Annotated in this window: 12 protein-coding genes and 1 pseudogene; 11 read left to right on the forward strand and 2 right to left on the reverse strand. The window is 64.4% G+C overall.

Going from position 1 to position 13,108, the window contains the following annotated elements:
* Positions 1-5: 5 nt before the first annotated feature.
* The 5 genes and pseudogenes from QFZ94_RS17085 to cysM all read left to right on the forward strand — a co-directional run bounded on the left by QFZ94_RS17085 (position 6) and on the right by cysM (position 5,065).
* Positions 6-1,409, forward strand: a complete 1,404-nt coding sequence (locus QFZ94_RS17085; RefSeq protein WP_410849616.1) for a UDP-glucose dehydrogenase family protein — start codon at positions 6-8, stop codon at positions 1,407-1,409.
* Complete coding sequence (rfaE1, locus tag QFZ94_RS17090; RefSeq protein WP_429458375.1) at positions 1,375-2,382, forward strand: D-glycero-beta-D-manno-heptose-7-phosphate kinase; 1,008 nt, start codon at positions 1,375-1,377, stop codon at positions 2,380-2,382. The genes QFZ94_RS17085 and rfaE1 overlap by 35 nt, the downstream gene beginning before the upstream one ends.
* 97 nt (positions 2,383-2,479) lie before the next feature.
* On the forward strand, positions 2,480-3,472 hold the full coding sequence (rfaD, locus tag QFZ94_RS17095) for an ADP-glyceromanno-heptose 6-epimerase (RefSeq protein WP_429458377.1): 993 nt from the start codon (positions 2,480-2,482) through the stop codon (positions 3,470-3,472).
* 78 nt (positions 3,473-3,550) lie between these two features.
* Positions 3,551-3,924, forward strand: a pseudogene (locus QFZ94_RS17100) (ComEA family DNA-binding protein).
* 238 nt (positions 3,925-4,162) lie between these two features.
* Positions 4,163-5,065 carry a cysteine synthase CysM gene (cysM, locus tag QFZ94_RS17105; RefSeq protein WP_368586771.1) on the forward strand — a complete coding sequence of 301 codons (903 nt, stop codon included), beginning with the start codon at positions 4,163-4,165 and terminating at the stop codon, positions 5,063-5,065.
* Between the two features lie 112 nt (positions 5,066-5,177).
* Here the strand turns inward: cysM and mltB are convergent, their stop codons facing one another.
* Positions 5,178-6,356 (reverse strand): lytic murein transglycosylase B, encoded by a 1,179-nt coding sequence (gene mltB, locus QFZ94_RS17110; protein ID WP_429461840.1) that lies wholly within the window; start codon positions 6,354-6,356, stop codon positions 5,178-5,180.
* A gap of 334 nt (positions 6,357-6,690) precedes the next feature.
* Here mltB and QFZ94_RS17115 point away from each other — a divergent pair, with 334 nt between their 5' ends.
* Both QFZ94_RS17115 and QFZ94_RS17120 read left to right on the forward strand, forming a co-directional pair.
* A complete protein-coding gene (locus QFZ94_RS17115; RefSeq protein WP_410849611.1) occupies positions 6,691-7,614 on the forward strand; it encodes a histone deacetylase family protein in 924 nt (307 codons plus the stop codon).
* Between the two features lie 3 nt (positions 7,615-7,617).
* Positions 7,618-8,427, forward strand: coding sequence for an enoyl-CoA hydratase (locus QFZ94_RS17120; RefSeq protein WP_368586768.1), 810 nt, complete (start codon positions 7,618-7,620; stop codon positions 8,425-8,427).
* 27 nt (positions 8,428-8,454) lie between these two features.
* On the opposite strand, the gene QFZ94_RS17125 is transcribed toward QFZ94_RS17120, so the two are convergent.
* A complete protein-coding gene (locus QFZ94_RS17125; RefSeq protein ID WP_429458380.1) occupies positions 8,455-9,360 on the reverse strand; it encodes a lysophospholipase in 906 nt (301 codons plus the stop codon).
* A 238-nt stretch (positions 9,361-9,598) separates the two neighbouring features.
* On the opposite strand from QFZ94_RS17125, the gene QFZ94_RS17130 reads away from it, so the two are divergent.
* The 4 genes from QFZ94_RS17130 to QFZ94_RS17145 all read left to right on the forward strand — a co-directional run bounded on the left by QFZ94_RS17130 (position 9,599) and on the right by QFZ94_RS17145 (position 13,108).
* Positions 9,599-10,633, forward strand: coding sequence for a methionine ABC transporter ATP-binding protein (locus QFZ94_RS17130; protein ID WP_429458382.1), 1,035 nt, complete (start codon positions 9,599-9,601; stop codon positions 10,631-10,633).
* Positions 10,623-11,276, forward strand: a complete 654-nt coding sequence (locus QFZ94_RS17135) for a methionine ABC transporter permease (RefSeq protein WP_429458384.1) — start codon at positions 10,623-10,625, stop codon at positions 11,274-11,276. The genes QFZ94_RS17130 and QFZ94_RS17135 overlap by 11 nt, the downstream gene beginning before the upstream one ends.
* 48 nt (positions 11,277-11,324) lie before the next feature.
* Positions 11,325-12,122, forward strand: coding sequence for a MetQ/NlpA family ABC transporter substrate-binding protein (locus tag QFZ94_RS17140; protein WP_368586765.1), 798 nt, complete (start codon positions 11,325-11,327; stop codon positions 12,120-12,122).
* A 236-nt stretch (positions 12,123-12,358) separates the two neighbouring features.
* Entirely contained in the window at positions 12,359-13,108 is a 750-nt protein-coding gene (locus QFZ94_RS17145; protein ID WP_368624095.1) for an electron transfer flavoprotein subunit beta/FixA family protein, read from the forward strand.

The following is a 13,108-nucleotide window of genomic DNA, read 5'->3' on the forward strand; positions in this document are numbered from 1 at the left end:
AGCGTATGAAAATCACCATTATCGGCACCGGCTATGTGGGCCTTGTCACCGGCGCGTGTCTCGCCGAAATCGGCAACGACGTCTTCTGTCTCGACGTCGATCAGCGCAAGATCGACATCCTCAACAAAGGCGGCGTGCCGATTCACGAACCCGGCTTGCAGGAGATGATCGCCCGCACGCGCGCGGCCGGCCGCATCACGTTCTCGACCGATGTCGCGGCGAGCGTCGCGCACGGCGACGTGCAGTTCATCGCGGTCGGCACGCCGCCCGACGAAGACGGCTCCGCCGACCTGCAATACGTGCTGGAAGCCGCACGCAACATCGGCCGCACGATGAACGGCTTCAAGGTGATCGTCGACAAATCGACGGTGCCGGTCGGCACCGCACAACGCGTGCGCGCCGTGATCAACGAAGAACTCGCGAAGCGCGGGCTCGCCGGCAGCGCGCAGCATCGCTTCTCGGTCGTGTCGAACCCCGAGTTCCTGAAGGAAGGGGCGGCCGTCGACGACTTCATGCGCCCCGACCGTATCGTGATCGGTATCGACGAAGACGAAGCGGGCGCACGCGCGCGCGAAATGATGAAGCGTCTGTACGCGCCGTTCAACCGCAATCACGAACGCACGCTGTACATGGACGTGCGCTCGGCCGAGTTCACCAAGTACGCGGCCAACGCGATGCTCGCCACGCGCATCTCGTTCATGAACGAGATGTCGAATCTCGCCGACAAGGTCGGCGCCGACATCGAGGCGGTGCGCCGCGGCATCGGTTCCGATCCGCGCATCGGCTATCACTTCCTGTACGCGGGCTGCGGCTACGGCGGCTCCTGCTTCCCGAAGGACGTGCAGGCGCTGATCCGCACCGCGAGCGAGAGCGGCCACAACTTGCGCATTCTCGAGGCGGTCGAGGAAGTGAACGACCAGCAGAAGGACGTGCTCGTGAACAAGATCGCCGCAAAGCTCGGCGAGGATCTGAGCGGCCGCACGTTCGCGGTGTGGGGCCTCGCGTTCAAGCCGAATACCGACGACATGCGCGAGGCGCCGAGCCGTCGCGTGATCGGCGAGCTGCTCGCGCGCGGCGCGAACGTGCGCGCGTACGATCCGGTCGCCGTGACCGAGGCGCAGCGCGTCTTCGCGATGGATCTGCACGCGGCGCCCGAGCAGCTCGCACGTCTCACGTTCACGAACACTCAGGATGAAACGCTGACCGGCGCCGACGCGCTCGTCATCGTGACCGAATGGAAGGAGTTCAAGAGTCCTGATTTCGGGCACCTGAAATCGGTGCTGAAGACACCGCTGATTTTCGACGGCCGCAATCTATACGAGCCGGACGCGATGATCGAGCTCGGGATCGACTACCACGCTATTGGACGCCCCTATGCCCAACCCTCTGAACTTCCGGCCGATGCCTGAGGCCATGCCCGCGGCGCCCGCGTCCACCACGGCGCAGAAGCTCACGGTCGTGCCGCGCGGGCAGCTCAACGCGGCGCGCGTGCTGGTGGTCGGCGACGTGATGCTCGACCGATACTGGTTCGGCGACGTCAACCGCATCTCTCCGGAGGCGCCCGTGCCGGTCGTGCACGTGCAGCGCCAGGAAGATCGCTTGGGCGGCGCGGCGAACGTCGCGCGCAACGCGGTCGCGCTCGGCGCGCAAGCGGGTCTGCTGTGCGTGGTCGGTCACGACGAACCCGGCGAGCGCATCGTGCAGCTGCTCGACGAAAGCGGCGTGACGCCGCATCTCGAACGCGATCCGGCCTTGCTGACGACGATCAAGCTGCGCGTGCTGTCGCGTCAGCAGCAATTGCTGCGCGTCGATTTCGAAAACTCGCCGGCGCATGAAGTGCTGCTCGCTGGGCTTGCGCGTTTCGACGAGCTGTTGCCGTCGCACGACGTGATCCTGATGTCCGACTACGCGAAGGGCGGCCTCACGCACGTTACGCAAATGATCGCGAAGGCGCACGCGGCTGGAAAACCGGTGCTCGTCGATCCGAAGGGCGACGACTGGGAGCGCTATCGCGGCGCGACGCTGATCACGCCGAATCGCGCGGAATTGCGCGAGGTCGTCGGGCAGTGGAAGTCCGAGGAAGACCTGATCGCGCGCGTCACGAAGCTGCGTGCCGAACTCCAGTTCAAGGCGCTGCTGCTGACGCGCTCAGAGGAGGGCATGACACTCTTCGCCGACGATGGCATCCTGCACGCGTCGGCCGTTGCACGCGAAGTGTATGATGTCTCGGGCGCGGGCGACACCGTGATCGCGACGCTTGCCGCGATGCTCGGCGCGGGTCTTTCGCTCGTCGACGCGGTCGGACTCGCGAATCGCGCGGCCGGCATCGTGGTCGGCAAACTGGGCACCGCCACCGTCGACTACGACGAACTCTTCTCCTGATGCAGCCCGCGGGGCGCCGTCGTCCGACGGACCAGCGAACCCCGCGCGGTGTTGACTGAACGAAGCTCACTACAAAGCTCACTACGGCAGGATCATCATGACCGTCATCGTCACCGGCGCGGCCGGTTTTATCGGCAGCAATCTCGTGAAGGCGCTCAACGAGCGCGGCGAACAACGCATCATCGCGGTCGACAACCTCACGCGCGCGGACAAGTTCAGGAATCTGGTCGACTGCGAAATCGACGACTATCTCGACAAAACCGAATTCGTCGAGCGCTTCAGGCGCGGCGACTTCGGCAAAGTGCGCGCGATCTTCCACGAAGGCGCCTGCTCGGACACGATGGAAACCGACGGCCGCTACATGATGGACAACAACTACCGCTATAGCCGCGACGTGCTCGACATCTGCCTCGCGCAAGACGTCCAGTTCCTGTATGCGTCGTCGGCAGCGACGTATGGCGGTTCGAGCCGCTTCGTCGAGGAGCGCGAGGTCGAGCAGCCGCTCAACGTGTACGGTTATTCGAAGTTCCTGTTCGACCAGGTGATTCGCCGCGTGCTGCCCACGGCCAAAAGCCAGATCGTGGGCTTCCGCTATTTCAACGTGTACGGTCCGCGCGAAACGCATAAGGCGCGCATGGCATCGGTCGCGTTTCACAACTTCAACCAGTTCCGCGCCGAGGGCAAGGTCAAGCTGTTCGGCGAATACAACGGCTATGCGGCCGGTGAGCAGACACGCGATTTCATCTCCGTCGAAGACGTCGTCAAGGTCAATCTGTTCTTCTTCGATCATCCGGAGAAGTCCGGCATTTTCAATCTCGGCACCGGCCGCGCACAGCCGTTCAACGACATCGCGAGCACCGTGGTCAACACGCTGCGCGCGCTGAACAACGAGCCGGCGCTGTCGCTCGCGGATCAGGTGCAACGCGGGCTGATCGAATACATTCCGTTCCCCGACGCGCTGCGCGGCAAGTATCAGTGCTTCACGCAGGCCGATCAGTCGAAGCTGCGCGCGGCCGGCTACGACGCGCCGTTTCTGAGAGTGCAGGAAGGTGTCGATCGTTACGTGCGTTGGCTGTTCGGCCAGGTGTAATTAGTACGCCGTCCTCTTTAAACTGGAATCTCCTGTCCGGTGATGGTCGCCGGCCAGTGGCAACAGGGAGATTCCAATATGTTTCGAAAAGTACTGTTACCGCGGCGATGCTCGCCGCTTTCGGCCACGCGTATGCGGCGGTCGACGTCAACACGGCTAACGAAGACGCGCTGCGCGGCATCAAGGGCATCGGTCCGGCAAAAGCCAAAGCGATCGTCGACGAACGTAATGCGCACGGCCCGTTCAAGGACGCGGCCGATCTCGGCAAGCGCGTTAAGGGCATGGGCGGGCACACCATCGAGCGCCTGCAAGCGGAGGGTCTCGCTGTCGGACCGGCTGGCGCGGCTGCTAGCACGCAGGTTGCGGCAGCTGCAGCGGGCAGGGAGCCGGCCGCTGCGGCCGCGCCCGCCGCCGCGCAGAAGGGCGCCGCCGCAGTGGCGGTGAAGAAGTAAGCGGCCGCGAGCCTTGCGCGTGCGATGCTGACGAGCGGCTTGCGGCGCGCAGGGTCCGCGAACATCCCATTGCTTCGATTTGCACACATCACGTCCCGCGGCTCGCAGCCGCGGGCTTTTTGCGCAGCAAGCGGCATGCATCCATGCGGACAGAAGGGCTGCAGGGCAGCGCCGGAGATCGTGGTTTAGAATCGATGGATTAAAGACACTCTTTCGCGCATCGATCGCTAGACCCCATATGGCATACAAAACGATTGAAGACACGGTCGGCAACACGCCGCTCGTACAACTCGTCCGGCTTCCAGACGACGAGATCCGCAGCCGCAACAATGTGATCCTCGCGAAGCTCGAGGGCAACAATCCGGCGGGTTCGGTGAAGGACCGTCCGGCATTGTCGATGATCAAGAAGGCCGAGGCGCGCGGGCGCATCAAGCCGGGCGACAAGCTGATCGAGTCGACCAGCGGCAATACCGGCATTGCACTCGCAATGGCAGCGGCGGTCCGCGGCTACAAGATGGTGCTCATCATGCCGGAAGATCTGTCGGTGGAGCGCCGTCAGAGCATGGCCGCCTACGGTGCGGAAATCATTCTGACGCCGGTCAAAGGCGGCATGGAGTACGCGCGCGATCTCGCGGAGCAGATGCAGCGCGAAGGCAAGGGCATCATCCTCGATCAGTTCGCGAACCCGGACAATCCGGCTTCTCACATCGAAGGCACCGGCCCGGAAATCTGGCGTGACACGGAAGGACGCATCACGCACTTCGTGTCGTCGATGGGCACGACCGGCACGATCATGGGCGTATCCACGTATCTGAAAACGCAGAATCAGCAGATCGAAATCATCGGCGCGCAGCCGGAAGAGGGCTCGCGTATCCCGGGTATTCGCAAGTGGCCGGAAGCGTATCTGCCGAAAATCTTCGACCGTAGCCGCGTCGACCGTGTGGAGAACGTCAGCCAATCCGCGGCCGAGGCAATGGCGCGCCGCCTGGCATCGGTCGAAGGCATCTTTGCGGGCATTTCGTCGGGTGGTGCGTGCGAAGTCGCACTTCGCATCGCGCGTCAGGTCGAGAACGCGACCATCGTTTTCATCGTCTGCGATCGCGGCGACCGGTATCTGTCCACGGGGGTATTTCCCGCGTAAGCGGGTCGGCGGGCGCCTTCGGGGGCGCACGAGCCAATAAAAAGCGCCGGTCGAGCCGGCGCTTTTTTTACGTCTTTCAATGCGAGGCGCGCACGGCGACTCGCGGCGCGACTCACTGCGAATTCGAGTTCGACTGATCCGCCCCACCTTGCGACGCGCCGCCATTGTTGGCCGCTTTCGCGGCATTCGCCGTGTCGATCGCTTCCATCTGCGCCTTGACCTTCTGACCGAGCTGATACACCGCGAGCGCATAGAAGAAGCTGCGGTTGTAGCGGGTGAGCACGTAGAAGTTCTTCAGGCCGAGCACGAACTCGGTGCCGCGCCCCGGCGTCGGCAGATCGACCACCGTGACCGGCGTACCCGCTTCGGAAGCAATGTCGACGTTCGGCTCGTTCAGCACGAGGCCGGCGCGCAGCAACTGGTCGAGCGGCCAGTGCGGCTCCGGCTGCCCAGTGGCCGCCGCCTGCGCGACACCGAGGCTGCCCGCGTCCGAGCCGATTCGCCATACCACCGGCCGGCCGCTTTCCCAGCCGTTCTGGCGCAGATAGTTCGCGACGCTGCCGATCGCGTCGGCATCACTCGTGCGCAGATCGATGTGCTTGTTGCCCTCGTAGTCGACCGCGTACTGGACGATGCTGCTCGGCAGGAACTGCGGAATGCCGATCGCGCCCGTGTACGAGCCGAGCACCGTGTTCGGGTCGATCTGCGCATCGCGCGTCCACACCAGGTAGTCTTCGAGATTCTTGCGGAAGGTCGCCTGGCGGTCCGCGCGATTCGCGGTGTTCGGATAGTCGAAGCTCAGCGTGGTCAGCGCATCGAGCACGCGGAAATTACCCATGTAGCGCCCGTAGATCGTCTCGACGCCGATGATGCCGACGACCATCTCCGGCGGCACGCCGAACTCCTGATACGCGCGCTGCAGCGTGGCCCGGTTCTCGCGCCAGAACTGCACGCCGGCGTTGATGCGCACCGGGTCGAGGAAGCGCGCCTGATACGAGCGCCAGTTCTTGACCGACGGAGTCAGCGACGGCGTGACCAGCTTCACCGCGGTCGCCGAGTAGCTGACGCTGGCGAACAACGCGTGCAGCGACGCTTCGTCGAAATCGTAGCGCGCGACCATCTCGTTGATGAACGCATCGACGTTCGCGTTGTTCGCATAGCGCTGCGGAATGATCTCTTCCTCAAACGTTTGCCCTTGCGGTACCGGCTGTTGCGGCTGGCTCTGCGCGAGCTGCACCGAGGCTTTGCGCGCGGCGCTTTGTGCGCTCGCGGGATTTGCTGCGATGAACATGCACGATGCGACGGTCAGTGAGGCGGCGAGGGTGTTGAGGCGAAGCCGGTTGCGTGGGGATCCTGCGGACAGAGCAAGCTTGACGGTCATGGTGAGCAGTGAGCGCGATGCGTGAAAGGCTGGAAGCAGTCGGAAAGCGGCAGGAACGAAACGGCGAATAACGGGTCGGGGAAGTATACCCGACGGCTCCCGCAAAACCGTGCTGAATCGGCGACAGCGGCGTCGTGTGGTAACTTGACGAATGTAGGCGCGCGGGGGCGCGCGCCGCTCGACGGAGACACGCCGCGCGCGCAGTTGATGCGCCGCGCCGTAGAAGAGACGCACAACACGAACTATGGCAACAGGTTTCTATTCCCACCCCGACTGTCTGCTGCACGACATGGGACAGTGGCATCCCGAGTGCCCCGCGCGGCTGCAGGCGATCGAGGATCAGCTGATCGCGAGCCGCATCGACGCGTTGATCGAGCGCGAGCCGGCGCCGCTCGTCGACGAGGCCGCGCTGCTGCGCGTGCACACGCAGGCGCACGTCGACTACATCCGCGGTCGCTCGCCGCTCGAGGGCGTCGCCGAAATCGATCCCGACACGACGATGAATCCGCACACGTTGCGGGCCGCGTTGCGCGCGGCGGGCGCGGCGGTCGCCGCCACCGACGCGGTGATCGAAGGCCGCTACGACAACGCGTTCTGCAGCGTGCGCCCGCCCGGCCATCACGCGGAGCCGGCGCGCGCGATGGGCTTCTGCTTCTTCAACAATGTCGCGATCGCCGCCCGCCACGCGCTCGACGTGCATGGTCTCGCGCGGGTCGCCATCATCGACTTCGACGTGCATCACGGCAACGGTACCGAGGCCGCATTCGCGGGCGACCCGCGCGTGCTGATGTGCAGCATCTTTCAGCACCCGTTCTATCCGTTCACCGGCGCCGACAATCAGGCGTCCAACATGTGCAACGTGCCGATGCCGGCACGCTCGAACGGCATGGCCGTGCGCGAAGCGGTCGATATGCTGTGGTTGCCGCGCCTGCACGAGTTCAGGCCGGAGATGCTGTTCATCTCGGCCGGCTTCGACGCGCATCGCGAGGACGACCTCGGCAACATGGGCCTCGTCGAAGACGATTACGCGTGGATTACGGGCCAGGTGTGCGAGATCGCGCGGCGCTATGCGCGCGGGCGCATCGTCAGTTGTCTCGAGGGCGGCTACAACCTGTCGGCGCTCGGGCGCAGCGTGGTCGCGCACGTGCGCTCGCTCGCGGAGATCTGAGCCATGAAAGTCAACCCCGTCAATAGCGGCGACGCGTCGCTGGTCACGATCGAACGCGACGCGTATCAGGTACCGGGCGTCGTGCGCGTAACGATGAACCGGCCCGATGCGTTCAACGCGCTGTCCGAAGCGCTGCTCGAAGAGCTTCAGCAGACGCTGACCGACATCGCGAAGACCGATGCTCGCGTGGTCGTGATCGCCGGCGCGGGCCGCGCGTTCTGTGCGGGGCACGATCTGAAGGAAATGCGCGCGGCGCCGTCGCTCGCGTACTACCAGCAGCTGTTCGCGCGCTGCACGAAGCTAATGCTGACCATCCAGCGTATGCCGCAGCCGGTGATCGCGCGCGTGCACGGCATCGCGACCGCGGCCGGCTGCCAGCTCGTCGCCATGTGCGATCTCGCGGTCGCCGCGGATACCGCGCGCTTCGCCGTTTCGGGCGTGAACCTCGGATTGTTCTGTGCGACACCATCGGTGCCGCTGTCGCGCAACCTGTCGCGCAAGGCCGCGCTCGAAATGCTGCTGACCGGCGATTTCATCGACGCTGCCGAAGCCCGCAAGCAGGGGCTCCTGAACCGCGTCGCCCCAGCCGATGCGCTCGACGACGAAGTCGCGCGGCTCGCCGCGAGCATCTGCGCGAAGCCGGTCGAAGCGGTCAGCGCGGGCAAGGGCCTGTTCTACCGCCAGCTCGAAATGGGCATCGAGGCCGCGTACCAGCTCGCCGGGCAGACGATGGCCTGCAACATGATGGACGACTCGGCGCTCGAAGGCGTGCAGGCTTTCATCGACAAACGCGCGCCGGAATGGAAGCGCTAGCCGACGGCTATCCGGCGCCGCATCTTTTCAACTTCGTCCCACCGACCGTCTTTCGATCCAATCGACCAACGCCGCGATCACCCGATCGCGGTCGAGGTCGTTCATCGTCTCGTGATAGCTGCCTTCGTGCAGCGTGAGCGTCTTGTCAGGCGAGCCCGCGTGCTCGCCGAACGCGCGGCTGCCGTCGGGCTCGGTCAATTTGTCTTCGATGCCATGAAACACGAGCAGCGGCATGCGCAGCCCCGCGCGGCCACGTTCGATGCGCGCCATCGCGAGCAGCAGCTCGGCGCCCGTGCGCGCCGGAATCGCGTCGTGATGCACGAGCGGATCGTTGAGATTGGCTTTGACCACCGGCTGAAGGCGCGACAGCAGCGCCGGGTCGATCTTCATCGCCGGGAAGCCCGGATAGACGCGGCTGATCACCTGGCTCAGCGCGAGCATCCATTTCGGCACGTCGCGCCCCGGCGCAAGCGCGGGGCTCGACAGGATCAGACCACTCAGGCGCCGCCCGCTCGCGTCGAGACGTTCGATCGCGTACAGCGCGGCCACCGCGCCACCCATGCTGTGACCCATCAGGAATAGCGGCGCGCAGCTTTGCGCGGCGGCGTCGAGCAGCGCCTGCGCATCGAGCAGGTAGTCGTCGAAGCGTTTCACATAAACGCGCCTGCCGGGCGCGTGGCCGTGGCCGCGCAGATCGATCGCGACGAGTTCGATGCCCGCCGCGTTGAGCCGGTCCGCTACGGCCGCGTAACGGCCGGCATGCTCGGCGAGACCGTGCAGCAGCGCGACCGTCGCCCGTATCGGCCCGTTCGGCTGCCAGCGATACAGTGGCAACTCGATGCCATCGCCGGTCGTGACCGACGCGCGCTGCGGCGCGTCTTTATTAAGACTGCCGGCGCTCGCGCGCACGGTGTGGCTCGGGGAAGTCTGCATGGCGGCAGCCTGTGCGGAAGGGGGTGGCCCGATCATAGTCGCAGCGGCGCGATGCGCGCGAGCTTTGTGCATAACACGCGGCTCTAATGCCCTGTGGTTATGAAAAGATCGGAATTGATTATTAAACGGTATGTCGCCGCTGCGGTAGAATGGCGACCTTAAATCCCAATAAAAGAAACGGCGGCCGCTTGTCGGGAGCACGACGCTCGCCGGCAGCCTCCGCCGTTTTCGTTTGTCCATGATCGAAATACGCAATGTTTCCCAGCGGTTCGCCGGACCCCGGGGCTGGGTCGAGGCGCTGCACAACGTCAATCTGACAATTCCGGCAGGCGAGGTGTTCGGCATCATCGGCCGCAGCGGCGCCGGCAAGAGCACGCTCGTGCGCACGATCAACCTGCTGACGCGCCCATCCGAGGGCAACATCCTCGTCAACGGCCGCGATCTGACGACGCTGCCCGCCGCGCAACTGCGCGACGCGCGTCGCGAGATCGGCATGATCTTCCAGCACTTCAATCTGTTGTCGTCGCGCACCGTGTACGAGAACGTCGCGCTGCCGCTCGAACTGGCGGGCCTGAAGCGCGACGAAATCGAGGCGAACGTGCTGCCGCTGCTCGAGCTCGTCGGTCTGTCGGCGCAGAAAGACCGCTATCCGGCGCAGATCAGCGGCGGGCAGAAGCAGCGTGTGGGTATCGCGCGGGCGCTCGCGAGCAAGCCGAAGGTGCTGCTGTCGGACGAGGCGACCTCCGCGCTCGATCCCGAAACCACGCGCGCCATTCTTGATCTGCTGAAGCGCATCAACCGCGAACTGAACCTGACGGTCGTGCTGATCACTCACCAGATGGACGTGATCAAGCAGGTCTGCGATCGCGTCGCGGTGCTCGACGCGGGCCGCGTCGTCGAACAGGGCAAGGTGATCGACGTGTTCCTGCAGCCGCACCACGAAGTCACGCGCGCGCTGATCGGCGACGTGATTGCGCAAGATTTGCCGCCCGCCATGAAGGCGCGCGTCGCACAGCGCCTGAAGACCGGCAGCGGCCATCTGCTGCGTCTCGCGTTCACCGGTTCGGGCGTCGATCAGCCGATCCTGTCGGAGACGATTCGCCGTTACGAACTCGACTTCAATATCCTGCACGGCCAGATCGACGAGATCCAGGGGCAGGCGTTCGGCTCGCTCGCGGTTCTGGCGGGCGGCGATCCGGCCAAGGTCGCGCAGGCGATCACGTTTCTGCGCGAGCAGGGTGTCGTAGTGGAGGAGCTCACGCATGTTGAGTGAAATGTTCGATATGTTCGTCCAGTCGTTCTGGGAGACGCTGATCATGGTCGGCATCTCCGGACTGATTGGCGCCGTGGTTGGCGTTCCGCTCGGCGTGCTGCTGTATCTGACCGACCGCCAGGGCGTGCTCGAAAACGTCGCGGTGAATCGCGTGATGGGCGTGATCGTCAATGCGGTGCGCTCCACACCGTTCATCATCCTGCTGGTCGCGGTGATTCCGTTTACGCGGCTCGTCGTCGGGTCGTCGATCGGCACCGCGGCCGCGATCGTGCCGCTGACCATCGCCGCGGCGCCGTTCATCGCGCGTCTGGTCGAGACGGCGCTGCGCGAGGTCGATCGCGGGCTCATCGAGGCGGCCCAGGCGATGGGCGCGACCACCAGCCAGATCGTCTTCAAGGTGCTGCTGCCGGAATCGCTGCCGGGCGTAGTCGCCGGGTTGACGATCACGTTCGTATCGCTGGTCGGCTATTCGGCGATGGCGGGCGCGATCGGCGGCGGTGGTCTTGGCGACCTCGGCATCCGCTACGGCTATCAGCGCTTCCTGCCGGAAGTGATGCTCGCGGTCGTGCTGATCCTGATCGTGTTCGTGCAACTGGTGCAGTCGTTTGGGGATTGGCTCGTGCGTCGTTTGAGCCATAGATAAACAAGGGTGTTCGGAAGCCCGCTAATAGAGATTCGGAAAAGGTCCATCATGCAACGTCGCTTCATTCTCAAGCTGGCTGCCGCGCTCGGCGCGGCAACGCTTTTCGCCACCACCGCGGCGCATGCCGACGACACGATCAAGGTCGGCGTCACCGGCGGCCCGCACGCGCAGATCATGGACGTCGTGAAGACGGTCGCCGCGAAGAACGGCCTCACCATCAAGATCGTCGAATTTTCCGATTACGTGCAGCCGAACGCGGCGCTCGCAAGCGGCGATCTGGACGCGAACAGCTATCAGCACGACCCGTACTTGCAGGCGCAGGTGAAGGACCGTGGCTACAAGCTGATCCGTATCGCCGATACGGTCACGTTCCCGATGGGCATCTACTCGAAGAAGGTGAAGTCGCTCGCCGAACTGCAGCCGGGCGCGAAGATCGCCGTGCCGAACGACCCGACCAACGGCGGCCGCGCGCTTCTGTTGCTGCAGAAGCAGGGCTTGCTGAAGCTGCGCGCCGATGCCGGCCTGAAGGCGACGCCGCTCGACATCGTCGACAATCCGAAGAGGCTGAAGATCGTCGAGCTCGATGCGGCGCAGATTCCGCGTTCGCTGGGCGACGTCGATGCCGCCGCGATCAACACCAACTTCGCGATGGAAGCAGGCCTCAAGCCGAAGCAGGACGCGATCGCCATCGAAGACCCCAAGGGTCCGTACGTGAACGTGATCGCGATTCGCGAAGCGGACAAGAACAAGCCGTGGGTCGCGAAGCTCGTCGCGGCGTACCACTCGCCGGAAGTGAAGCAGTTCGTCGACAGCAAATTCGGCGGCTCGGTGATCACTTCCTGGTGATGCGATGGTCCACGGACCTGGCAGAACACGACGGCAATGCGAAATTAGAGGTCGGAGTCGGAACCCGGGGTTGTCTCCCGGGTTTTTTGGAGATTAAAATAGAACGATCGTTCGATATTGTCGTCAAGCCGCGGAGGAGCGATATCCTTCCGCAAAGCGCCCGCGACACGGCTGCCATGAGGGCAGTCGCTATAATGTTTGTCGGGTTGACGTATTCGTAACTTTGGAGCGTGTGCATGAAAATTCTGGTGCCAGTGAAAAGAGTGGTCGACTACAACGTGAAGGTCCGCGTGAAATCGGACGGTACGGGCGTCGATATTGCGAACGTGAAAATGTCGATGAATCCGTTCGACGAAATCGCGGTTGAAGAAGCCGTGCGTCTGAAGGAAGCGGGCGTCGCGACCGAGGTGATCGCCGTGTCGGCCGGTGTGACGCAATCGCAGGAAACGCTGCGCACCGCGCTCGCGATCGGCGCGGACCGCGCGATCCTGATCGAATCGAACGAAGACCTGCAGCCGCTGGCCGTTGCCAAGCTGCTCAAGGCGCTGGTCGACAAGGAACAGCCGCAGCTGGTAATCCTCGGCAAACAGGCCATCGACGACGACTCCAACCAGACCGGCCAGATGCTCGCCGCGCTCGCGAACCTGCCGCAGGCGACGTTCGCGTCGAAGGTGGTCGTGGCGGACGGCAAGGCAACGGTGTCGCGCGAAGTGGATGGCGGCGCGGAAACGCTGTCGCTGACGCTGCCGGCCGTGGTCACGACCGATCTGCGCCTGAACGAGCCGCGCTACGTGACGCTGCCGAACATCATGAAGGCCAAGAAAAAGCCGCTCGAAACGGTGAAGCCCGAAGACCTCGGCGTGGATGTCACGCCGCGTCTGAAGACGCTGAAAGTCGCCGAGCCTCCGAAGCGCTCCGCCGGTGTGAAGGTGCCGGACGTAAAGACGCTGGTCGAGAAGCTGAAGAACGAAGCCAAGGTGCTGTGA

Origin of the sequence: Paraburkholderia sp. JPY465, from assembly GCF_050436725.1 — a bacterium.
Lineage (GTDB): Bacteria > Pseudomonadota > Gammaproteobacteria > Burkholderiales > Burkholderiaceae > Paraburkholderia > Paraburkholderia youngii.

Excerpts from the sequence above, each read along its gene's own strand:
- QFZ94_RS17085 (WP_410849616.1), top strand. The coding sequence starts at position 6 with ATGAAAATCACCATTATCGGCACCGGCTATGTGGGCCTTGTCACCGGC.
- rfaE1 (WP_429458375.1), top strand. The coding sequence starts at position 1,375 with ATGCCCAACCCTCTGAACTTCCGGCCGATGCCTGAGGCCATGCCCGCG.
- rfaD (WP_429458377.1), top strand. The coding sequence starts at position 2,480 with ATGACCGTCATCGTCACCGGCGCGGCCGGTTTTATCGGCAGCAATCTC.
- cysM (WP_368586771.1), top strand. The coding sequence starts at position 4,163 with ATGGCATACAAAACGATTGAAGACACGGTCGGCAACACGCCGCTCGTA.
- mltB (WP_429461840.1), bottom strand. The coding sequence starts at position 6,356 with ATGTTCATCGCAGCAAATCCCGCGAGCGCACAAAGCGCCGCGCGCAAA.
- QFZ94_RS17115 (WP_410849611.1), top strand. The coding sequence starts at position 6,691 with ATGGCAACAGGTTTCTATTCCCACCCCGACTGTCTGCTGCACGACATG.
- QFZ94_RS17120 (WP_368586768.1), top strand. The coding sequence starts at position 7,618 with ATGAAAGTCAACCCCGTCAATAGCGGCGACGCGTCGCTGGTCACGATC.
- QFZ94_RS17125 (WP_429458380.1), bottom strand. The coding sequence starts at position 9,360 with ATGCAGACTTCCCCGAGCCACACCGTGCGCGCGAGCGCCGGCAGTCTT.
- QFZ94_RS17130 (WP_429458382.1), top strand. The coding sequence starts at position 9,599 with ATGATCGAAATACGCAATGTTTCCCAGCGGTTCGCCGGACCCCGGGGC.
- QFZ94_RS17135 (WP_429458384.1), top strand. The coding sequence starts at position 10,623 with ATGTTGAGTGAAATGTTCGATATGTTCGTCCAGTCGTTCTGGGAGACG.
- QFZ94_RS17140 (WP_368586765.1), top strand. The coding sequence starts at position 11,325 with ATGCAACGTCGCTTCATTCTCAAGCTGGCTGCCGCGCTCGGCGCGGCA.
- QFZ94_RS17145 (WP_368624095.1), top strand. The coding sequence starts at position 12,359 with ATGAAAATTCTGGTGCCAGTGAAAAGAGTGGTCGACTACAACGTGAAG.